The organism is Sphingobacterium sp. Ag1 (assembly GCF_000988325.1).
In the GTDB taxonomy this organism is placed as follows: Bacteria; Bacteroidota; Bacteroidia; order Sphingobacteriales; family Sphingobacteriaceae; genus Sphingobacterium.
Genome location: NZ_LBGU01000043.1, coordinates 245,003 through 268,596, shown reverse-complemented (window position 1 = coordinate 268,596; position 23,594 = coordinate 245,003). Strand labels below are relative to the sequence as shown.

Genomic DNA, 23,594 nt, shown 5'->3' with positions numbered 1-23,594 from the left:
GCTAAATTTCGGCTGTCATGGTAAATAATCCCGGATAATCGACCACTAAACCCAAATGATCTACTTCAAGGTCGGCCTCAAAATCTTTCGGAACATTCTTGTATTGAAAGGTTAACATGTTCGTTTTCGAATAGTTCTGATGAACTGGTTTTATGCCGTCGTTTAGAATATCAAAATAGAGCACTTTGATATCCGTACTCTCACCGACTTCGAGATTCAAACTATTGATCGGAAGTGTATTGGTAAATGGTGTGAGGGAGATATCAATATAATCAATACCCTGAAAATCGTTATTAATCGATCCATTTATTTCCCAGTCATTTTTAACTTTATTTCCTTTTATTCTTTTATTAACGCCATTCACTTCATATTCCAAATCAAGACGTTGAACATTCCAATGCTCGTCAATCTTCAAATGATATTTGAGGGTATAGATTTTATCTTCATAATACCCAATAATGTTGGAATCGACCATAAAAAAGCCTCCCTGTTGTGTCAGTTTAAAATATTCGAGGGAATTGTAGATAATGCCCTTCCAAATTAATGTTTTCATCTTTAAAATTTATTTATTGCTAATTTACGCAGAGACCTTATCAAAATTTGTGGCGCGTTAAGGCATTTTAAAAAAACTTTTTATTTGGCAAAGCAATAAAGAAGAAAAGGGCGCTATACAACTCCATGTAAAATTTGATATCGAAGAAATTACCGTGGTGGGCGATATTGCGTTTGTTCGCACACAATCACATGGCACGCAGCTGATCCACGCCACGGGACAAAAAACAGAAGAAATTAATCGCGAGTTTTTCTTAATGAAACGGGAAAATGGCGCGTGGAAAATAGCGCGTTATATGTTCAATCAACCAAAATAGAGGGACTAAAACCTTACACTTAAAACCCTCTCCTGTTGGCATATTATTCACAGGAGAGGGTTTTAAGTATTCTCATAAAAGCTGAGCGTAGCCAATGCCCAATCTCAGCCATTGCTTTTCCACGCCAATTTTAAGGCAATTTAAGAGGTTCGATTCTAAACGAAAAACCTAAAGTTGCGCTATTGGGTAGTCGATATCTCTCCAGCGGCAAAGGACCACAGCTCGCATTGCCCAATCCTTGCTGAAAACAATCCAAGCTCAAGTAGACTTTGTTTTGCCGGATCTCTTTTAACCTAAAATCATGCTTCGACTCCCAAAGTTGCTGGTCAGTAAAAGGCAAAAGCGAAAACGATAAATCCCCAAAACTTCTGACCCGAAAGCCGTGTCCAGCTCCGTCATGAACTTCCAGCCATCGCAGATCCTCGCGGTTGCCCGTGCTCTGGCTACGTACATAATGTTCGGCGAGAAAATCATCGACATCGGCATGATAAAGACCTATAAACGAAGCGTCTTTTCGGTCACGGTAATTCTCAAATGGCCCTCTTCCATACCAGTTTGCACGGTTCAGGCTCGGTGTTAACTGCATACGCAAACCAAGTCGCCGAATAAGCTGCTCATCTATAGGTTTAGAAAATTGGGTTTCGATATCCAATACACCATTACCGTAGAGGGTATACCTTGTTACAGTAGAAATTTCAAACGTGGACTCTGCCCGAACAGTAAATTTATTACCCAATTCAAAACGGATAGAACGCTTTGCTGAATCAAAAGCAAAGCTAAACTTCGTTTTCTCCCACTCGGTTGTATAATAATTGAGATCCGTATATTTATCATTATTGATCGCACGGTACCAATTGAGCGCAGGCCCTTGTTGATCTTCAATCATTTCAACACCATCGTATTGAAATGAGGTCATTGTACCACGCTCCGAACTAAAAATAACATGGAATCTGTTCCCCATGACATGGATATTGTTGCCATGCGCTTCGTAACGAATTGGTTCGACAGCAGTCAGTGCAATCGTCTTGGGATAAGTACGCGCCCGTAATTGAATCTGCTCCGCGGCAAGCACTGCTCCTTTCGTGGCCCAAGACTTGTCGGCGGCCAGCTCAAGACTGAAATTTACCAGATATTCTTTGCCTTGCTGCACATATTTTGCCAGTGGCAGGGTTATCTTCGCAGAATCACCTGGCTTGAGGTTGAGTGCTGGAACCTGACCTGATGCAATCACTTTTCCCTCCTCCAGCAGTTGCCAGATTAAATGAAAAGCATTCAAATTGGTAAAATTATATTTATTATGGATACTGAAGGTACCTTGCTCAGGGGCTATTCCCTTAATAGCTACGTTTTGGTAGATCTTTTTAACTTCCAATAATTTGGCCGTTACACGCCGATCGGGTGTGGTCAAACCATTATTGGAAAAATCGCCATCGTTTGGCTTATCTCCAAAGTCACCGCCATAGTAATATTCATCGGCCGGTCTGCCCGGTTTGTTCAGTCCTTGATCTACCCAATCCCAAATACAGCCCCCGATCAGACGTTGGGAATTATTTTCGATGTAATCCCAATATTCTTTCAAATTTCCTACAGCATTGCCCATAGCATGTGCGTATTCGCATAGAAAGTAGGGTTTCTGTGGATCGCCTTCTTTATCAAACTGCTCCATACGTTCGAGCGACGGGTACATGTGGGAATCAATATCCGCAATTTCGTTTTTACCCTCATAGTGGATCACACGTCCGGGATCAAGTTCCCGAGCAACTTTGGCTGCCGCACGAAAGTTTTCGCCATCACTACCTTCATTGCCCAGCGACCAAAAAATAACAGCAGGGTGATTACGATCGCGTTGTATCATGCGTCTTATTCTATCATTGAATGCTGGAATCCAATCAGGATTGTTCGCAATACCATGGTTACCGTGATTCTCCAGATCTGCTTCATCCATCACGTACAAACCAAAATAATCGTACATCGCATACATTTTGGAACTATTGGGATAATGACTGGTACGTATGGTATTGATATTGTTCTGCTTCATCATCCTGACATCTTGCAACATGGTTTCGACAGGCACAGCTTTGCCAAACCTGGGATGGATATCATGTCGATTGACACCTTTAAAGAATACTTTCTTCCCATTGATAAGAACACGTCCGCCCGCAATCTGTATCGACCTAAAGCCATATTTCTGCATGAGGACTTCCTGCTCATTGCCTTTGGCATCCAGGGTACTTAACAGCAAGGTATACAGATAGGGATCTTCCGCCGACCACAGGTGGGGATTGTCGACAACTAGGACTTTGCTATCTGCATCGCCCTTAGGGCCTGCCTGAGCACGTGCAACAAGTTTACCTGACGCATCCAACATCGTGAGAACAAGCTGCTGGTCAGCTGGGGCAATGGACGAATCTCGGGCAAAGATGGCTTGACTACTGAGTTCGACGCGGCTGAGATCTGTCGTTAAAAACCTTGAAGAAAGCCGCCAATCCCGGATATGCTCCTCCGGACGGGCAACTAAATAGACATCACGGTGTATACCGCTGAGCCGAAACATATCCTGATCTTCGATATAACTGGCATCGGTCCAACGAAAAACCTGCACGGCAATCGTATTGGTGCCTTTACGGACATACTTGCTGATCTCAAACTCCGCATCATTATTTGCTCCCTCACTATAGCCCACCTTATGCCCATTAACCCAAACATACATACCACTATATACGCCGTCAAAATGAACATAAATACGCTTTCCTTCCCAGTTTTCATCCAAGGTAAACTGCCGTTTATAAGACCCCACCGGGTTGATCTCCTGCTCATTGGTATAGCCTTTTTGCGGCAGAATAAATGGAGGTTCGTTTTTAAATGGATAGGTGATATTGGTATAAATCGGGGTGCCATATCCCTCCATCTCCCAATTGGAAGGTACGGTGATTTCCTGCCACGCTGCTGTCGAAAAACCTTCTTTGTAGAAACTCATGGGTCTCAGGTTCGGTTCTTTCACCCAATTGAACTTCCACTTGCCATTTAGACTTTGTACCCGTGAGCTTTTAGGAAAAATCCACGGAAACTCAAAATAGGGATCTTCTTTCAGTTTTCCGATTGAAGGAAAAGGATAAAATGTGACGTGTCCTTCTTCCTTGTTGACGGCAAACAACTGTTCATTTTCCCATTCCAGCATGCTTTTTTCACGTACAATTTTCTGCGGCACCACCGTTTCAACAGCGACCAGCTTCCAGACTTGGTACGCATTTTTGCGTTGCCCTATCTTTGAGCCATCGGCATCCTTAGTACGTACGGCAATTTCCATTTTTGTTGCTGGATGCGAAATAACCACGCCACCTGTTCCTGTTACCTGAAAACGCCATTGTTGATTGAGGTTACTCCCATTGTAATCCCATTGGATAAGCTCAGCTTTTGTTTCATCGCTGCTCCCATTATTATCGATGGCTTTCCCTACAAAAGGGTTGGTGATGGTATACAGTCCATTGTCCGTCAGACTGATCTTCCAGATCTGTCCTTCATCTTTGTCCTTGGGTGTGTTGAGGTAAATTGGGCTATTATTCTCGGCACTTTGCTTATTGTCCCAAGCCAAACCAAGGGGACTGATTATTTTATAATACTTACTTGTATCCAATTGTTGCCCATAGCTTATCGCAAGATAGTGCGTGCATAGAAAAAGAAAGATGATTTTTTGTATCTGATGGAATGTCATTACTGTTCAATTAGCATGAACAAGACAGGGCCCGATCATGAGAATAGTCCAATGATCGGTAGACCCTATGCTTGCGAATATAACACCTATTTAAATATTTGCGACTGTTTGTAGACACCGAAGGTATGGAGAGCGGCAGGAGCTACGCCTTTCGTAATGCGCAGGCGAACGTACTTGGCCTCAACAGGCGAAAAACGCACGATCCATTTATGGCCGATCGATTGCTTTCCCTTGGTTTCTTTGATGGTATTCCAACGTTTTCCATCTTGGGAGTAATCCACTTCCCAACCGGTCGTACGATGGCCTAGCTCGATGACTTCCTGGATCATCAAGCAATCAAACGCTTTCTTCTCCCCCATTTGAAATGTGATTTCGTCGGTTGTACTTCCCTCATTGGAAGCATAAAATGTCTCTTTTGATCCATCTGTCAGATGCTGAGCTGTATATTTTTCACTGCGTGGATTTTTTGCTTTTATGTTTGCCCCGGCTAAAAGGTTATGTGCAAATGTCTCATCCAATCCTTGTCTCAAACGCACAATGTTGGTCGAGTCAATCGGGGAAAGCTGTCCCCTACGGTCGGGCGGAAGATTGAGCAACAGTACGCTGTTCCTACCCACGGAACTGCAATAAATATCCCAAAGTTCTTTGGTCGTCTTGACCAGCTTATCTTCTTCCTGATGGTAGAACCAGCTCGGACGGATGGATACATCCGTTTCGGCAGGTATGTAAGCATCTCCGCCGAGCTGTCCCTCGTTTAACTGCTTAATATGTGCGGACTCATCGCGGATGCTGAGCGAATCGATGGTAGACCAGCATGGGTCACCGGCATTTCCCGATTCATTGCCTACCCACCTCACATCAGCAAAACGGTAGGAGTTTTTTGTACCAAAGATCACACAGTTTGGCTGCAACTTTCTTACTGTCGCCGCCCAATGGCTATAGACCGGGGTAGTAAGTTCATCAGCCCCCGCACCATCCCACCATGTCTCCCAAATGGGTCCATAATTGCCCATAAGTTCGCCCAATTGATTGGCATAATACTGTTTATATTTTTCAATCGAATATTCGGGATGAAGATGTTCGTGCCTGTCATGTGGCCCGAGGTAGATACTGGATTTAAGTCCCTGGCGGCTGAATGCTTCCGTGAATTCCCGTATCACATCTCCCTTTCCATTTTTCCAGGGACTATTTTTAAGACTATAGTCGGTATAAGCACTTGGCCATAGGCAGAAACCGTCGGCGTGCTTTGCTGTTAATATACCATTGGTGATTCCGGCTGCTTTCAATGTACTGGCCCACTGCCCGCAGTCCAGTGCTGTCGGATTAAATAATGCGGTACTTGCTTTACCATCACCTTCATTGACAAACTCCTCAAAGGTGTTGAGACCGAAATGGAAAAATACAATAATCTCCTGATTGTACCAGTCGACCTGTCTCTTGTTGGGTGTTAATCCATGGGGTTTGATTTCTTGTGCCTGCACGGCTGAATTGCACAACTGCAATCCGAGTAACATACTACCTAATAGCTTCTTCATAAACGATTGTAACTAAATTTAAAAAAGGTTAATTTCTGCGACGTGTGTGGAGGTGCCACCATACACGTCTTTTATATTGACTTTAACGTACCTAACCTGCTGTTCCTTGGCAAAAAAAGAGCGGAACTCGGTCGCACCCTTCGCTGGCAAATTATCGAAGACAGCTGCTTTGGACCAGCTGATATTATCGTCACTGACCTCAATCTCCATTACTTTAGGCCAGCTGGCGCCAAAATCCCGAGTCACATAAGAAAAGCCCTTGATTGTGGTATTTTCTCCCAAATCGAGCGTAATAAAATGCGGGGGGTGAGGTTCGTTACCCTGCCATTGCGTATGCCAAAAGGTACCTCGATCGCCATCCAGGGCGTGAATAGCATGTCCGTTGTTTGCACCTTCACCATGAAGTTCCTCCGATGAGACCGCCTTTACAGTCCATTTAGCCCTTGATAATAATGGCATCGCCTGCGCATCCAGAGAGCCGGTCACAACATAGACCAGCGTTTGATGGCTGTTATCCTTTACACTACCTGTTACACCGGCAATATGAACAGGCAGAAGATAGGTTTCAAAGGGTTGCATCTTGCCCAGCCCAGTGATACGAAGTGGAATTTTATCGGACACATATTTATTGGCCGGGATCATCACCTTGCTGGGCAATTGATAACTGCTGCTCGGCAAGAGTTTATAATTTTTTCCATTTTTTGTATTGTAATCTTGGACTGCTGACTCGTCGATACTCAGGTCTACCTGAATGTCATTGTTTATTCCACTTTGTGTAGGAATGGGATATGGACTTACCATAGATAGCGTGAAATAGGCTATTACAGGGTTCTCGTTAAGAATTATTTTAAGATCAACGGGATTTGCTGCTCCTGTAATATAGACTTCATTTCCCTTATTTTCCTCCTTTTTGCAGGAAAAAAGAAGAAAAGACAGACATGCGAATAAGATAATCGTTTTCATTGCTGTTATTTTAATTTTACCAACCGGGATTTTGTTTTAGTTTATCGTTTAATGTCAACTGGTCAATTGGCAGTGGCCTTAGATACATCTTGTCGTTCCACTTCCGTTGCGCCAATTGGGGATATACTTTTATCAGGCCATTGGCATCAAGTTCTTTATTAAAACTTGCGTATTGACTTTTCAGCGCATCTGTCACTCGGATCCCCAACACTGTTTTCGGACTCTCGATAAGTTTACCTGCTTTCCAACGCACCAAGTCATCCCAACGGAACCCTTCTCCGAGCAATTCTACCGCACGCTCTCTTCTGATCTCTTGAAGTAGAGCTCCTAAACCATAGCCGTAAACGGGCCAGTTTGGATCCTGAAAACCCACATTTTCATTCAGATGGGCCAGAGCTACGCGATCCCGAATCGGATTTATGGTCTGATCCAAGACAGCCTGTGTGCATTGACCAAGTTCGGCTTTGGCCTCAGCATGATTGAGGAGAACCTCCGCATAGCGAAAAATAAAAACATCCAATGTGGACAGCCCCAAATTCCACTGCGCAGGATCTGGTGAGTGGTATTTCATCACATAATACCCTGTAGTACAATATTGCGGATCGATCATGGGTAATTTTCGGTATTGTATGGTACCGTTCTCGAGGTTTTTAAAAGGTAGTTTCGGATTATCAATGGTCTGTAACAATCTTGGGTCTCGATTTTCCAGTTCTGTAACGGGTAGCTGATCACCTTTATATTGCGGACTTAAAGCGATCGGGAATCCATCTTTACATAGGTAAGATTCCACTGCGCTCTTACTCAAGCCTGTGAAACTCTCCTCCAGCTGGCGTGTATTGTTGTGCATCAAAAGTTCGGGCACATAAATTCTTGGCATAATACACTCGGCATTTTTGCTCAGGTCTTCCTGCAAAAAAAGATTGGTATAATCGGTCGCAGGCTGTCCATTATTCCATATTGCATAATTTTTGGAATCGATGATCTGTTGTGATGCAGCGGCAGACTTTTGCAAAAGCTGCTCCCAGCCTGCTATATTCCGGTATTTACGATAGGTTCCTTCGTATAGGCAAACGCGTGACTTAAATGCTAGGGCAGCATACTTATGCAGTTCGCCCGACTTAACCTCTTTGGCAGCAGGTAGATTGGCAATAGCAAAATCCAGGTCTGCTACGATGGAATCGGCAATCACCTGACGCGAGTCTCGCGCCGAAAAGAGTTGTTCTGCATCTATCTGCAAGTCCGTATTCACCCAGGGCAGCTCCCCGAAATTTTTAAGCTTGCCGAAATATTCCCATGCGCGGAAAAATCGCACCATGGCGACACTTTTGTTGATCTTCGCCTGATTGCCCTTGGCTCTATTGTAATTCCTCAAAAAATAATTGCAGGCCCTGATGTTGTACCAATCGCCATTGGACCAACCGCCACCTGAGGTCGGTACGACAGTAGTACCAAAGAGATAACCATTTGGTGAGTTGCTCACATACCAGTCGGACTGGTTGTCTGCCCCTGGGCCCATAGCTCCCGGCAGATTGGTGTAAAATCTGGAAGCATACAGTTCCAGATCCTGATCAGTTTTCCAGAACGAAGGGTCTGAAAGTGCATCCTCAGGATATAACTCCAGTTCATTCTTACATGAACCCATCAGAAAAATGATGGAAAAATAAAGTATCAAATTATTGAATTTCATGATTTTTCGATTTACAAGGTTAAGTTAATACCGAATGAGAAAGATTTAAATAAGGGTGGTTTGCCAAAGTCGACCAGTTCGGGATCATATATATTCAATAGACTGGTCACCGTAAACAAGTTTTCGGCCGTAACATAAACTCTCACCCGTTCAATTTTGGCTTTGGCCAGCAGTTGTTTGGGTAGCGAATACCCTATACTGATCGTTTTAAGCCTGAGATAGGCTGCGTTTTGAAGATAGCGGGTCTGTGTTTTTCTATTACCATTGGCATTATCATAGCTTGACCGGGGAAAGTATGCATCGGTATTGTCTTCGCGCCAGGCGTCCAACGCGTGTTTAAATGGCACACTCCATTCGCTTGTAAAACCCCAAAATTGATTTCCCCCAGGCATAACATCTCGCTTTCCAATACCTTGAAAAAAGAAATCAAAATCAAAATTTTTCCAGGCCATGTCACCACGAAAGCCAAAAGCATAGCGAGGCTCATTATAGCCGATTATTTTTAGGTCACCATGGTCCGCCTGTGTGCCTTTGCCTTCTGAGATCTCACCATCGCCATTCAAGTCTTTATATTTGACATCTCCCGGATGCCATGTCCCGCCGTACACCTTCGATTGATCGGCATGTGCTTTGATCTCTGCTTCGCTCTGGAAAAGTCCTTCGGTTTGGTAGCCCCAGATCTCACCCCAAACCTTGCCAGGATAATGTGACCAAATGCTTCCTTGTGGATTATTGTATCGTGTAATCGTACCCTTATTATCCGATAAGATAGCACTCAGACCATAGGAAAAATCTCCTTTCCGATCCCGCCAGCCTAAGGATAGTTCCCAGCCGATCGTCTTTAGATCTGCGGCATTCGATTGGGGCACGCCGGTACCAAGGATAGCCGGAACAGGCGTACCACTCGTAATCATATCAAGTGTATTGCGGCGGTACCAGTCAAAGCTACCGGTTAAACGATTGTTAAGGATTGCCAAGTCCAATCCAAAGTTAAACTGTCTGATGGTTTCCCAAGTGAGGTTTGGACTGACCAGATCGGGTGGATTCACGCTCGTTATCCGCTTACCATCAACGATATAACCCATTTCACCATTGGTAGACATAACAGGTATATACGGATAATCGCCACCTTGACTTTGTGAGCCTAGGTCACCATAGGAAGCTCTGATTTTCAATTCATTCACGGTAGCTTTCAATCCTTTGAAAAACGCTTCATTGGAAATACGCCAGCCACCGGATATGGATGGGAAAAACACAAAACGCTTATTGGTTGGAAAGCGTGACGAACCGTCGTATCGGCCATTTAATTCAATCAGATAGCGGTCGTCGTAGTTGTAGTTGATCCGGCCAAAATATCCCATTGTCGCATTGGCTCTTTCACCACTGTTGTTATATTTCTCACCGATGGCCTGTCCGAGCGAAGCCAGATCGTTACTGATCAGATTGAGACGCTCCGCATTAAACCAGCGGTAAGTCTTCTTTTCATAGTCGTAACCTGCCAAAAATTTGAACTGATGCTTGTCCAGCTTGAGTGCATAATCTGTAAAGGCGCGCACATTTTGATAATAGTTATCGTCATTGGTATATTGAACCCGACTGGGCGTGGTATGCGGATAGACAGTGACGATATCCGGATTTGCCGTCGATTCCAGGATTTCCTTGCCATGATACTTTTTGTTAATGGAATACATATTGAAATTGTAGTCCATATTAACCGTCCAATTTTTCAAGGGTGTCAATGTAAATCCACCGCCAGCCCAGACATCATTTTCCTTATGCTTACGCGTACCGGAAACTTCCTGAAGCGCGACCATGTTTGTCCAGCTGCCTTGTCCTGAAAACGTTCCATCCGGGTGGTAAACGGGCATCAATGGCCGCAAATCTGCCCCATAAAAGCCTTCCTCTAGTCCAAAGGAATTCATCCCGTAGGGGGTATTTCGAAAAGCATGATTATATTTGGTTTTCAGACGGACTTCAAGCCAATTGTTTAGCTGCGCGCTTAGGTTGAGATTGAGATTATAGCGTTGGTACCGATCATCATAATGTTTTAGAAAACCGCCCTGATCCAGTACTCCTGCAGAACCATAATAATTTACCTTATCCGATTTTCCACTCAGCGATACACTATGGTTTTGCATCAGCGCAGTTTTCTTGCGTGTCTCCGCAATCCAATCTGTATTGCCGGCATAAAGGTATTTATTGGGATTACCGGGATCAAGAAAGGCGGGTAGATTATGCCTTGGGTCTGTAAAGTAGGCATATACGTGATCCATATAGTTTTGATCGTAATAGTCGCCCCCCCCAGAATTTTTATTGGTCTCGTTGTGGAAGTTGACAAATTCCCAGGAATTTACATATTGCGGAACACGAAGTGGGCTGTTAACGGACACGTTCGATTGGACCGAAACTTTTGCAGGTCCATCTTTTCCTTTTTTCGTTGTGATCAAAATCACCCCATAAGCAGCCTGCGTACCATAGATGGAAGCAGATGCGGCGTCCTTAAGTACCGTTACACTTTCGACATCTGCAGGGTTAATCATATTTGGATTGACCTGTGCACCGTCCACCAGTACTAAAGGACCACCGCCGTTTACGGAAGTCAATCCACGGACATTAAAGCTACTACCATTGCCGGGAGCACCATTGCCCACACCGACGGTAAGGTTTCCGATAGCGCCCTGAAGACCGCGCCCCAGATTGGTCAATGGGCGATCTTCCAGGACTTTCGCATCTACAGATGCTACCGCTCCGGTCAGATTGATTTTCTTTTCCCTTGCATAACCTACCGTCACAATCTCGTCGAGGACTTTAGTTTCCGGTTCCAGTTGAACGGTGTAAACTTCTTGGCCATTCAAGTTAAGCCGTGTCTCCTTATAGCCTATTAAAGTAAAACGCAAAGCACCGGTGGTCTTAGTATTGACCTGAATCTGAAAATTTCCATTAGCATCGCTTTTGGTAGCATTTCTGCTTCCTTCATAATAGATACTAACTCCTTCAAGGCTATTATGCTGCATGTCGGTAATTTTACCACGAATAACAACCTGCTGCATGTTATTAACATAATTCTTTAGTTCGGTGGCGCTGCTTTGCTGACCATGAAAACTTCCGAGAAGAATTGCTGCCATAAAACAGACTTTTCTTCTGGAAAATGAGAACCGATTAAAATGGCTAATCGAGTAATCCAAAAAAGGTAAATTTTTGATCATTGTTTGTCATATTAGAATGTATAATTGGTAAATCTTGCAGCGTTGCAAATCGCTGGTTTGATAGCACCGAAATTAAGTGCATTCTACTATTTTGACGATTAATGATGGGTTAATAGTGGGTTAATGCCACAAAAAAAAGCATTAACCGCCACAGAAATGAAGATTAGCTAACTCAAATTACCGGCATAGGGTTGATGGTAAGTTGCCAGGTAAAGTTCTTTAAATCGGTTCAGCGTTTTTTGGTATTCCGAGAAAAGGTTATGGGCCGCCAATGATTTTAGGTACAACCTAATAATCGTCTCGTCCAATGGGAAAAGCTCGTGAAAAGTCTTCAAAGCGGTCATGTGATTCGTGCTTTCGTTTTTAATTTCTGCTGCCCAATAAGGCACCCAATGCTGCAGGACATTTTCTTTCCAATCATTGAGCAAGATCTTTGTATACTCCTCAGAGAATTCCAAAAGGAATTCTCCCCGATGCAATAGCTGTAAAAGCAAAATTTCGTTACTGCTATTTCCCTCTTGCCTTAGCAACTGATCTATTTCCAAAAGATCGCAGAAAAAATTGTCTTGACACTGGACCTTAAAAAGCCCCTCTTCAAAAATAATTTGTATACCGTCTATTCCCGAAATTGCTTTTCGCAATTGATTTAGCGTAACGCCGCGTAAGTTCTTCACGGAATACTCGTCCCGTCCGGGCCAAAGAATTTGACTTAATTGTGTGGATGAAATCCCCTGTCGGCCTTTAAAGGCAGCCAAAATCAAGAAAATATTTTTGAGACGCTGGCTAAATAAGTGTGTAATTACACGTCCTTTGGAATCGTAGGCTGCAAAATGTCCAATAAAATAGATACTATTTGCTGTTCGCTCAGTCACAACAGGTAAAGAAGTTAATGGCACTTCCGCCGCGAAGGCCTTTGCCTCGTTTGCAGTCTTTACTTTCACCGCTGATGCGCCCTTCTTTTTAGACCAGAATTTAAGATACAACAGGATAGCGATAGCTCCAAATAAACTGAGAAGGATAATCCATTTCTTATAATGGCCTGTAGAATTTATGGAACCTAAAAGCTGTTCTAGACTGTAGGCTGGATAATTTAATGAATAAACGGAAATCTTTGCTCCCCCACTATCCTCGAAGACCTGAGTCGTGACAATAAACTTCTTTTGTTCCGGATTGTAGAAGAGATTGAGATTCGTGGTAATCATATCGGAACGAAATGGAATGCTATCACCGACCATCTTGTAGGTCATTTGTTTCAGGTCAAACTGCACCAGCTGCGCAAAGCTGTTTGGTTCATATTCGGGATAGCAAAGGCCATAAACATTGCTATCATTCATGTAGATCAGGTTTCTGGCAAAGACCATATCCTTGTTTTTCCATGCTATCTTTCCGAGTGACCGAATCTTCTTATTGGCTAAATCAACTTTAAAAAAGTCGTAATAATAGGTACGCCCAAGTGTCTGGTCGCCCGAAGCATTTCCTATCCCTCCAAAGAGCAGCATCTCTTTGCTTCCTGGTATCTTCCCCCAGGAAGAATAAAATCTGGGTGTAGGAAGCTCTCCAGTAAAATCAAGTTTTTCCCAACCTTGACTCTTCAACCGGTAGAATTCGTTAAAATACTGCTGATTGCCATAACCACCAAATGTATACAGCGAAGAATCGGCACTGTCGGCCCAATGTGTATGCTGGTGCATCTGCCGTCCAATCCCACCAACAAGAGCAGGAGACCATCTTTTTGTGTTTAGATGGAGATATGTGAGGGTCGGTTCCTTACTGGAGGAGGCTATTTCATAAGCCGCAAGCGTATTGCCTTGCATTGGGAGTATCATTCCCAGACTCCAATTATTAAGTGGAAAAGTATTGGCATACGCTTCGGCAATCAAAGTTTCGTCTTCTAGACTGAATCTACGGAGCGAATCCTTTGCAATGAAATACAAAGCATTGGATGGATGATATGCGATACCTGCGGTGTTGGGAGTTTGAAACTGCAGTAGTTTTTTCCAATGATAGGCATCTTTTATCAGCCAGACTGGATTTTTAATGGCACCTACTTTTTCCGATTTTTGATCATGGACAATTGTACCCTCGTGTTCATCAAATCCAAAGAAAAAGGCTTTTTTTGTATTATAAATTTTAAGGTCCCGGAGCGAAAAGGAAGGAACATCAACGGAACTGGGATTCAGTCCGAAAATCGGTTTGGGCGAGAACGTTCGTTCTGAAAAATTATAATTAGATTCACCCCGAACCTTCCCTATTGTCAAAGATATCTTCTTCCGGAGTGCATCGAACTTTAAATTGAATGGAATCCACACATTTTTTTTGAGCTGGTTCTGATCCAATTCCAAACTTATCAGATTTAGGGCTCCTTCTTTATTGAGTGTAAACCGGCTCCGTCCATTCCCTAAATTATTATAAATAAGACTTATGGGCATCCGCTCGTTTTCATCCTGATAATAGCATATATACCCAAAATGTCTGAGATCCTGAAACGATAGTTCAAAATCAATGGATAAATCCCCTGAAAACTGAGGTGCGGTATATTCAAAAACATGAAGAGATGGCCTTTTTTCTATTAAGATACCACTGCCCTGAAATTTTAAACCTTGACCTGAAAGTTGATAACAACATAACCACAGTAGGTTGATAAAAAAAATCAAAATTGACTTCATGCAGAAATTCAGTATTGTTAAATAGCTATTGGTTATCTGTTAATACCGTAAATGTACATATATTTCTTATTTTAGGGAAAACAGGCAACAGAATATTAACGGTTGAAGTGGGTCAAACTTAATAATCAACAATAATTACATCGGATGATCCAGCACACTGAAAAAAATTAGGAATAGTTGATCCCCGGCAAAACGTTCTAGACCTTTTCCAATAATTGTACTCCCGAATTGACAAAACGGAAATCAAAATTAAGAATTTTTAAAAACGATCTTCTTCTGACTCATGTCCATCTCTAAAAAGAATTATGGCAAAATCGAATCAAAATCAGCAACAAATGCCAAACGAGCATTTACATGAGTTATTTGTAGACGAATTAAAAGATATTTTAGGCGCGGAGAAACAGCTCTTAAAAGGTTTAAAGAAAATGAGCAAAGCCGCAGAAGACGAACAATTAAAACAAGCATTTGAGGAGCACCACAGCCAAACTGAAGGACAGATCGAGCGGCTTAAAGAAGTATTTGGAGCGTTGGGCATTGCTGCCCGCGGGAAAAAATGTAAAGCTATGGAAGGTCTGCTGGAGGAAGCTGATGAAATCATCGAAAATTTTGAAGGCGATCCAGCACTAGATGCCGCACTCATTTCTGCAGCCCAAAAAGTTGAACATTATGAAATCGCCAGCTATGGTTGCCTTGTCACATTTGCAAAATTAATGAACCATACTGAAGCCGAGCAATTGCTTCAACAAACACTTGATGAGGAAAAGCAAACCGATACATTACTCACAGAAATAGCCGTCTCGTCAGTAAACGAGTCAGCGTCATAAGTTAATAAATGCCCGGCAATCCGGGCATTTATTATACCTGTGCAATCGTCCATTGAGGTATCTTTGGCAAAAAACATCCTATCCCTAGCCACAATCACTTTATTTTCTTCAAAGCTTAGTTATTCCTTTCATCAGCCTAATTGAAAAACAGGACAAACACGTTTTCACCGTAGTTGTACCATAAACATCAATTGTTAAAACGATTGTTACCTTGCTTCTCTTCCTATAAGGAGACAAGCACATTATACAGTTAAGAAATTAGCATGATGATAAATCCCGTCACTCCTTGGACAGCAACGGTCCAGGCTGATATAGCAGATTCTACGTCTATTTTTGAAATAGACCTAAAAACATACAGACTCAAAATTCATAATGCAGGCGATTCGATTTGGCTCGTGGTTATTTGGCCAACGGGCGCTAGCATAGCCTTTAGACTCGCCTTTGGGATGAATAGCAGATTTGAAAAGGTGACGATCTCCGAAGCTCCCGATGAGATCCTTATCACTGCTTCTACTAGGTTAGCCTATTATCGAATCATTGTCTTCTTTCCCGAAAGTCTGCGCGCCACCTTTCGTTATACCACGACCTTGCGAACGAAATTACCGCTTCTTATCCCGTTTTGGCCCCGCGATATTGTTCCCTTGACTAAAGGTGGAAATACTGAAAATACAGTGGGAAAAATACATGCCAAACAGGTAGGATCCCGGTCAGGACAGCTTTATTTTAGTATGACAAAGCCAAAAGCCGGTTCGGTGTTCTATTTTCAGAATCTCACAGCCATGTCTCCCTATTGCCAAGAAACAGAAGTATCACTCCGGGAAACTGTCGGCGGTGAATGGCCAGAACTGGGGTTCCAGTTTCCTGTAAACGCTGAAAAACCATTGCCTGCCAATAAAGAATATATCATTTCGGATGCTTTTGTACAGCTCGATGAAAAGATTCCCGAAAGTGACGTCGAGGTCGTTGAAAGTTACCTCGATTCACTGGCATCAATATACCTCCTTCTTTCTAAGCCTGAAGCCAGCCAACATAATTGGCTGCAGTCGGCTGAAAAGATCCTGGATAATATTTCGAACAACAAAGGTTGCTGGACACAAACAGACGGCAGTCCTTATCTGAATGCTTATGTGGGCGACTACAAAACGCCTGCAGAAATCATGGTGCAGCTTGCCGTCATACTCCCATTGCATGAGTATCTTACCTGGACCGGTGAGCAGCACCCTTTGTTGCAGGAACTCTCTGATGGACTCACCTCATTTTATGATAAGTCTATAAAGAGTTTAGTCAGGTGGCACCCTTCGTTAAAAGATGACTTGGATCATTCCGAAGAGCAAAAGAGTGAGATGGTAATGGACTCCTGGTATCTACATCACCCTTTGTTAAACCTCGCCAGGCTTGCATTGCGGGGCGACAAGATGGCTGAAAAACTATTTTTGGATTCGATAGATTATGCGATAAAGGTTGCCAAACATTTTAACTATCAATGGCCTGTCTTTTATAAGATGACCACCTTGGAGGTATTAAAAGCCGAAACGGCTCCGGGTAAAGGCGGTGAAAAAGATGTCCCAGGGTCATATGCACACGTTATGCTCCTGGCCTGGCAGCTGACCAAAGAAAAACGATTTTTTCTGGAAGCAAGCAGGGCACTTAAAAGTTTAGACGGTCTGGCCTTTGATATATTTTATCAGGCCAACAATACGGCATTTGCTGCGGGGGCCTTTTTGGAGATGTATAAGGTGACCGACGATGAGCATTACCTAAAACTAAGCTATTGCTGCCTTGCCGGCATATTTAAAAACTGTCAATTGTGGGACTGCAATTATGGTTACGGCAAAAATTTTCCTTATTTTTTTTCTGTTTTTCCCTTGAAAGATGCCCCCTATACCGCGGCATACGAAGAGCTGGAAGTATTTGCTGCCCTGCATCATTATCTTGAGGTGGCAGCAGGAATGGCTATTCTTCCATCGCTAAAAATATTGATCCCTGAATTTATCAAGTATGCTGCGGGCCGACTCGCCTACTATTACCCTCCGCTACTTCCGGCAGAGATGATTGCCGAAAAAACCAAAACGGGTGAGCTACAAAAAGACCTATGGATTCCACTTGAAGACATACATGATGGCTGGGAGAAAAGCGGTGAAGTCGGCCAGGAAGTATATGGCGCCGGACTGGCCTTTGGTATCATACCACGACAGTATTTTAAAGTGGGCAATTGGGGTGGAATAGTTTTTATAAATTACCCAATTTTAAACTTTCGAGCCGGCAAAGATTCAGTCACTTTCCGATTGGAGGGCAGTGATCTGCTCCGGGCACAAATGAGGCTTTTAGGCTTTTCTAGGGAAGTATTAACCAAAATAAGCGTAGAACAAAAAGTTAAATCATCATATAAACCTGTGCATTCAAGTCGTATTGGTTTTTACGAATTAGCCGGAGCTGGGATGGTTAGAATAACAAGAAAATAGATGAACAAAAAAGTTGATAGCATATCCGACCAAGATCACTTCCGTCCTCCCAAGAAGTTAATATAGCTGAAATTAACTTCTTGGTAAAAGGACTTTATCGAACCAAGGAATAAGCATCAACGATTTCCATTTTCCATGCTTCTATTGTTTCTGCTGCTGCACGGTCGGCACGGTCAAAGAATAAATGGCACTTCACATCGAAGCCACAATAGGTATAGATACCTCTGTCGGAGGTCAGTATTAGCGCCTTATCCATTTCTATTTCCTGATATTCAGCCTTGGATTTTCCATGTGAATTGATAATGTAGGCGGTCTTACCGGCCAACAGTCCTTTTTGTACTCCATTATCGTACCTATAGGCAAATCCGTAGCTGAATACCCTATCGATATACCCTTTCATCATAGCCGGCATACCTGTCCACCATATCGGATAAATAAAGGTAACAGCTTCAGCCCAGGCAATATGTTGCTGTTCCTTTCTAATTGCTTCGCTTACGATGCCCCTGCGTTGTCCGTCCATATCTTCAAGGGACAGCACAGGTTCGAAATTAAGCTGATACAGATCCCTGACTACAACTTCGTTCTTTTGTTGCAGGAGTGTTTCTTCAATGGTTTGCTTGAATAAGTGATTTAAACTTGCCGTATTTGGATGGGCATAAATAATAAGATGTTTCATTTTTTTTGTTTTAAGTAATTGAATAAAACAAAAGTAGCCTGAAAGCAAACGGAAAAATTGTAAGAAAACGAAAAGGCTATTCTCCTGAAGCCCGGCAGATATCTTGCTGAAATCGCACAAAATTTCTTGGGGAAAGATTGATAAAATGCTTAAAATCCCGGATAAGCTGGCTTTGGTCGTAATATCCACATTCAGCTATAATTTCAAACCAGTCCACTTTTTTCGATGATAAAAGAACATGCTGTATCAGTTCAATTGCTTTTACAAAACGCTGGTATCGACTAAGCTCTTTGGAGCTATAGCCAAAATGCTTTTTTTGCGTCAATTGCACATTTCTTTCAGTTTGCCCGGTTTCTTCGGCAATGGTCTTGACTGGATTGCGTGAACTGTCTTTAAAATTAGCCAATAAAGCCGCGGTGCTATGCTGTGATTTTAAATAGGGTCTGCAAAAATCGAGAATGCAGTTTACTCGGTCTGATACACTTGTCATACCGTTCAGCTGATGCCACAGGTAGCTAAAACAATTTTCACCCATAACTTCATCTGGGTTTATTGGCAAATGGTCTGAAAGAAATGCCTTTCCAAAAAAACGATAAAACGCATCGCCCTTGAAATTAACCACTAAAACTTGTGATCCGGGGAGAAGTGTATATTCAAAGGCAGATTTTAAGGGACCTAGTACGATGCATTTGTCCACCTCGATTTCATTTTTGGCATCAGAAACCAATCGGACTATCGTACCAAAGTTGAACACCATAATAGTCTGAAAAGACGGCAACAATGTTTTCGTTAGGGCAGTTGCTGAATTGTTCTCTGCAAAATAAAAATGAGAAAACACCGTTTCAAATTCGCTTGCAATGGAAAGCCTGTAACTACGATATGTCTGTTCGTCTGCTTTCATGATTGTGGCATCCATATTAAAACTGTTGATCTTTTGCTACTGCTATTTTGGTGTTTCTCCTCTAATCTACGAACAAATTCAACATGATCAATTAAATCAATCATTTCCGAAGCTCAAACCTAATCTTGCTTCAAAAAGATCTTTATTTCTGTTCCATGCCCAGGCTCACTTATTAAGTCGATCTTCCCACCAGCTTGTGTCACAATCGTATTGACCAAATATAGACCTACGCCAGATCCATCGACCATTTTGGTTGCGCGTTTAAATTTCTCAAAAATCGTCTGCTGCACTTCTGGCCCCATGCCTATCCCATTATCCTTTACAGAAATAACGACATAGCCATCTTCCTTGAAAGATCGCACTTGAATTTCTGGAGACTGCGACTCTGGTGTATATTTAATCGCATTATTCATCAGATTATAGAGCACACTACGCAACTTACGCCGTACGAAAGTAAATTCCGAAACTTTTAAATCCTGTCGGATGATTGCATCGGTCTCTATCAGCTGCGGTGCTAAACTCAACCGCACGTCTTCTAGAATATTTGGAAGATCGATCAGTTCAGTTGATGCCTGATACTTCTGCTTTTCCCAACGACTTTCGGTCAGATCATCTATTATTTTTTTTATTTCTACCAAACTTTTCTCATGGTTTTGCATTAAGGGCAAGAATTTCGCTGAATTTTTATCCTTAAATTCCTTCATTAACCCAAATGTTAGTTTGAGCACCAATAATGGATTTTTGATATCATGGGCTATTGTATCGAGCAGCAACTCATGTTCCAGAACAAGCCGTTCTTGTTCTTTAAGATCCTTTACTCTTGGCGTAATATCCACAAATGTAATAATGACTCCATTCGTCCGGTTCTCATTACGAACATGATAAGGGAGTATATTCATCTGGTACCACTTAAAATCTGTAGTCTGTATTTCTTTCTCCAAGATTTTACCTGTCGCTATCACCGTGTTTATATTACTGATAAAGGTCGGAAATCTAAAATTTTCTCTTATATCCTCTAGCGGCATTCCGATGAATTCAGATTTAAGATCAAACTGCTTCATTGCTGGTGGAGTGAACTTTCTTAAAATTAAGTTCGCATCAACGAATAACTGCGGGATAATGGTATTGCTAAAATAGTTTTCCAGGTCTTCGTTGAGTTGAGTTAAGTCACTAATTTTCTTGTTTTTATTCATAGAATATCAAATATCTTATGAATAAAAACAAGAAAAAAACAGATATTGTTTTGCGGTATTAAAGCTCAAAACCGTAATTTGGGTCCATCTAAAAATTTTTAAATTCATTTTAAACAGCAATAGGCTCGAGGGGAGATTTACATCCATTATAGAAATGCAACCATTACGTTAGTAAAAACTATAGGTTACCTTTAAAGTGCGATCTTCAAAATAATCGGCCTTTGCAGCATCCGACTTCCGCCGTATGGAGATCAAAAAACCTTTTTCATCATAGTTCATTTCCAGCTCGCTTACTTTTCGTCCATTCCAAATATCTTCCATCAGTTTCAGGTTTCGGTTTTGGTCATAAACATACTTTTCGGTTTTTGGATCAAGGGAAGCCGGTGCATCGCTGAGTTGTAATAAAAGTCCGTCCTTGAATTGATATAATTCCGATGGTGTTTTCTTGACCGCACAGCCATGATGTATAAACAGCACTGCCGGATGTCCTTTTAGATAGTAATATGTCTTTTTTTGATAACAAGTATCTGAATTGCCACTATTTTTACTAAAATTGAAATATTCGGTACGTTCTTCCGCCTCGAATTCATTTTCGGTATAGTAACGATATTGCAAAGATGAAAAATCATTATTCGTCGTCATTTTCTTCCAAAGGCTTTCGTCCGGGAACGTACCCTTTAAAATCATGTTGTCCACTCCACGAACCTGCTCTCCCTGCCAGTCATTGTTGTGTGACCTATTTGGCATTTGGGCATTCAATGTGAAGGTTCGGATGATATCAACTTTGTTATTCTTATTGTATTGATAACTACTGACTTTTACAATGCTATTGGAATAATCTATTCTTGCTTTTTTATCGGTGAGACCATGTAAATTATAAGAGTATCTGGTATAGAAAGCGGTATCAACGTTTTCGTTATTATATCGTATGCTTGTCATACTTACGATCATACCGTCCGGATTAAAATTGTAAATATATTTCATCCCAATCTTCTCTTCGCTCTGAAGCAGAATACGCATTACTTTATTGCTTTTCATAAAAGTAGGATTGAATGAAAAAACAGTTTTTGTAAAATAATCGTCGTCCTCCAAGGGTGCAACGTTATAGAATGGTAGTACCTGAGCCTTTCCTACAGTCCCAATACCCATAAACAACATAAGGGTTAAGCAATAGCAAAGATTATGTTTCGTGTATATCATAAAGAAGAATTTTTGTTCCTTTAAAATCGGAGGGGCGGAAAGATGTCTTTTCCGACCACAGCCAATCCCAAATTAGCTCATCACTTTTATTTATCACTTAAGTTAGTCAATCAATTCATCATTTTTTGAAAACCGAGTTTTTTCTTCTCTCAGCCAAATATATAGACCATCATTAAAGGGAAAGGACTTGGGAATCTTCCCAGATTTGCCCAGCAAGCTTCAATTGGTACCGATGTTCTAATATAGCAGCAGAATATTCATATTAAAAAAACTGCAGTCTGAATTTTGTCAACGAAATAATTGAATAAAATTAATTATATTAAATTATCCAAACGACACTGAAAAAAAGACCTTATTCCATTTTTCGTTAGTAACAGTTAAGCGTATTGAAGAACTTATGAAACGATTGGATATAGACAAGCTACATCCCGTATCAAAAACGGAGAATATCAATAGACAAAACATCTTAAGAACTGATTTTGAAACTCTTACTAAGTTCTATGAGATCTGTAAAAAGAAAAAAATATCTGAACGAGAAGTTTCGTTCTTAATGGGTAAGACCGACAAATATTTCCAAGGGTGCCTCAACCTGTTTTTTAAAAGTGCTATTAAACCTGAATTTCTAGCTATTCTTCCTGCCATTACTTCAAACGACATTCAAAAAATTATATCAAATGACATCGCCCTAAAAGAAACGATCGATATTCATGGTGCTTATAAACAACAGAAAAACGAATTTTCGGTCTCCGATTATTATAAATTCACTGTAACTTATAAAGATGGAACCACTAAAAACTATCGGTGGAAAATAAAAATTACGAGGGGATCAGGGTCTAAAGTAAATCCAGAACTATTTGAGATATTGAAAAAATTAATCTCGCGCCATTACTTTCACAAGCCAAAATTTGCATTCAATATCTATATGACACTCAAATCGAGGTTTAAAAATGCTTTCAGTCCATTAGAGCTACAAATTGCGCTTTCGAAATTAACCAATAAAAGGACCAATCCAGCATTTTCTTTGCAAGAGGGTATCGATAATACGAGGACTACCTATAGCAAGATATTGACCCAAAGCGAAAAGTTTCTGGAACATTGTCAAGACTACATGATCTGGATTTTGAGCTATGTGCCATTAGATTCAACCTCGAGCAAATATTTCATCTGGTATGAAGATACCGACGAAAATGATAAGCTGCTAACCTCGCAGGATGGAAAAGTGCTACTCTCCTCTTCTATAGAAGAATTGCTGACTTTGTTGAAGAGTAATGAAGATAGCTTTAAAGCACCTGCTAATTTAGAAGCATGGTTGTCCGGTATGGAAGACTTACCTCCTATCAAGTCGACCACATATTCTCCCAAGGAAATTATTGACGGCTTTGAGGTAGATGCTGTTTCTGTAGATACGCTCGGTTATTTTGTAGACTTTTACAATTTAGCTGGTGATCTGGGCTATCAAGATGAACGATTCGACGCTCTTCTCGAATTTCGGAAGGTTGGAGAACTTACAAAAGTCTGGGATTATTTTTGCAACAACCACCTTTTCAAGGCCAGGAGACATAAGGAACTCTCTTTCGATAAGGCAAAGTTTATTGTTGATTTTAAGAAATTGGTGGGAAAATTTGAGAGATTACTGCTTGGATAAAAGATTGTGCAACTACAGGCAGGCTTCACACTCACTTAGCTTCTTTTTAACATCA

14 protein-coding genes are annotated in these 23,594 nt (G+C 41.7%); 3 read left to right on the top strand and 11 right to left on the bottom strand.

The features are described 5' to 3' along the window. Position 1 precedes the first annotated feature (1 nt). The 7 genes from AAW12_RS25690 to AAW12_RS18710 form a co-directional block, all read right to left on the bottom strand. Complete coding sequence (locus AAW12_RS25690; protein WP_053003811.1) at positions 2 to 553, bottom strand: putative glycolipid-binding domain-containing protein; 552 nt, start codon at positions 551 to 553, stop codon at positions 2 to 4. 446 nt (positions 554 to 999) lie between these two features. Further along, entirely contained in the window at positions 1,000 to 4,581 is a 3,582-nt protein-coding gene (locus AAW12_RS18735; RefSeq protein WP_084823235.1) for a glycoside hydrolase family 2 TIM barrel-domain containing protein, read from the bottom strand. A gap of 86 nt (positions 4,582 to 4,667) precedes the next feature. Then, a complete protein-coding gene (locus AAW12_RS18730; RefSeq protein ID WP_053003810.1) occupies positions 4,668 to 6,116 on the bottom strand; it encodes an alpha-L-fucosidase in 1,449 nt (482 codons plus the stop codon). Positions 6,117 to 6,134: 18 nt separating this feature from the next. Further along, complete coding sequence (locus AAW12_RS18725) at positions 6,135 to 7,079, bottom strand: BT_3987 domain-containing protein (RefSeq protein WP_053003809.1); 945 nt, start codon at positions 7,077 to 7,079, stop codon at positions 6,135 to 6,137. Between the two features lie 16 nt (positions 7,080 to 7,095). Next, positions 7,096 to 8,766, bottom strand: coding sequence for a RagB/SusD family nutrient uptake outer membrane protein (locus AAW12_RS18720; RefSeq protein ID WP_046675163.1), 1,671 nt, complete (start codon positions 8,764 to 8,766; stop codon positions 7,096 to 7,098). Positions 8,767 to 8,777: 11 nt separating this feature from the next. Next, positions 8,778 to 11,891 carry a SusC/RagA family TonB-linked outer membrane protein gene (locus AAW12_RS18715; protein ID WP_084823264.1) on the bottom strand — a complete coding sequence of 1,038 codons (3,114 nt, stop codon included), beginning with the start codon at positions 11,889 to 11,891 and terminating at the stop codon, positions 8,778 to 8,780. A 248-nt stretch (positions 11,892 to 12,139) separates the two neighbouring features. Next, positions 12,140 to 14,638, bottom strand: a complete 2,499-nt coding sequence (locus AAW12_RS18710; RefSeq protein WP_046675162.1) for a hypothetical protein — start codon at positions 14,636 to 14,638, stop codon at positions 12,140 to 12,142. A 305-nt stretch (positions 14,639 to 14,943) separates the two neighbouring features. On the opposite strand from AAW12_RS18710, the gene AAW12_RS18705 reads away from it, so the two are divergent. Both AAW12_RS18705 and AAW12_RS18700 read left to right on the top strand, forming a co-directional pair. Beyond that, on the top strand, positions 14,944 to 15,462 hold the full coding sequence (locus AAW12_RS18705) for a ferritin-like domain-containing protein (protein WP_112375903.1): 519 nt from the start codon (positions 14,944 to 14,946) through the stop codon (positions 15,460 to 15,462). Positions 15,463 to 15,725: 263 nt separating this feature from the next. Next, entirely contained in the window at positions 15,726 to 17,924 is a 2,199-nt protein-coding gene (locus AAW12_RS18700) for a hypothetical protein (RefSeq protein ID WP_156167700.1), read from the top strand. A gap of 94 nt (positions 17,925 to 18,018) precedes the next feature. Here AAW12_RS18700 and AAW12_RS18695 read toward each other — a convergent pair whose 3' ends face one another. From AAW12_RS18695 to AAW12_RS18680, 4 genes are all read right to left on the bottom strand, one after another. Next, positions 18,019 to 18,600, bottom strand: a complete 582-nt coding sequence (locus AAW12_RS18695; protein WP_046675161.1) for an NAD(P)H-dependent oxidoreductase — start codon at positions 18,598 to 18,600, stop codon at positions 18,019 to 18,021. Between the two features lie 76 nt (positions 18,601 to 18,676). Then, on the bottom strand, positions 18,677 to 19,516 hold the full coding sequence (locus AAW12_RS18690) for a helix-turn-helix domain-containing protein (RefSeq protein WP_231585303.1): 840 nt from the start codon (positions 19,514 to 19,516) through the stop codon (positions 18,677 to 18,679). A gap of 104 nt (positions 19,517 to 19,620) precedes the next feature. Continuing rightward, positions 19,621 to 20,694 carry an ATP-binding protein gene (locus AAW12_RS18685; protein WP_046675160.1) on the bottom strand — a complete coding sequence of 358 codons (1,074 nt, stop codon included), beginning with the start codon at positions 20,692 to 20,694 and terminating at the stop codon, positions 19,621 to 19,623. A 168-nt stretch (positions 20,695 to 20,862) separates the two neighbouring features. Beyond that, positions 20,863 to 21,894, bottom strand: coding sequence for a hypothetical protein (locus tag AAW12_RS18680; protein WP_156167699.1), 1,032 nt, complete (start codon positions 21,892 to 21,894; stop codon positions 20,863 to 20,865). Between the two features lie 397 nt (positions 21,895 to 22,291). Between AAW12_RS18680 and AAW12_RS18675 the strand changes: the two genes are divergently transcribed. After that, positions 22,292 to 23,539, top strand: a complete 1,248-nt coding sequence (locus tag AAW12_RS18675) for a hypothetical protein (protein WP_046675158.1) — start codon at positions 22,292 to 22,294, stop codon at positions 23,537 to 23,539. The last annotated feature ends 55 nt before the right edge of the window (positions 23,540 to 23,594 follow it).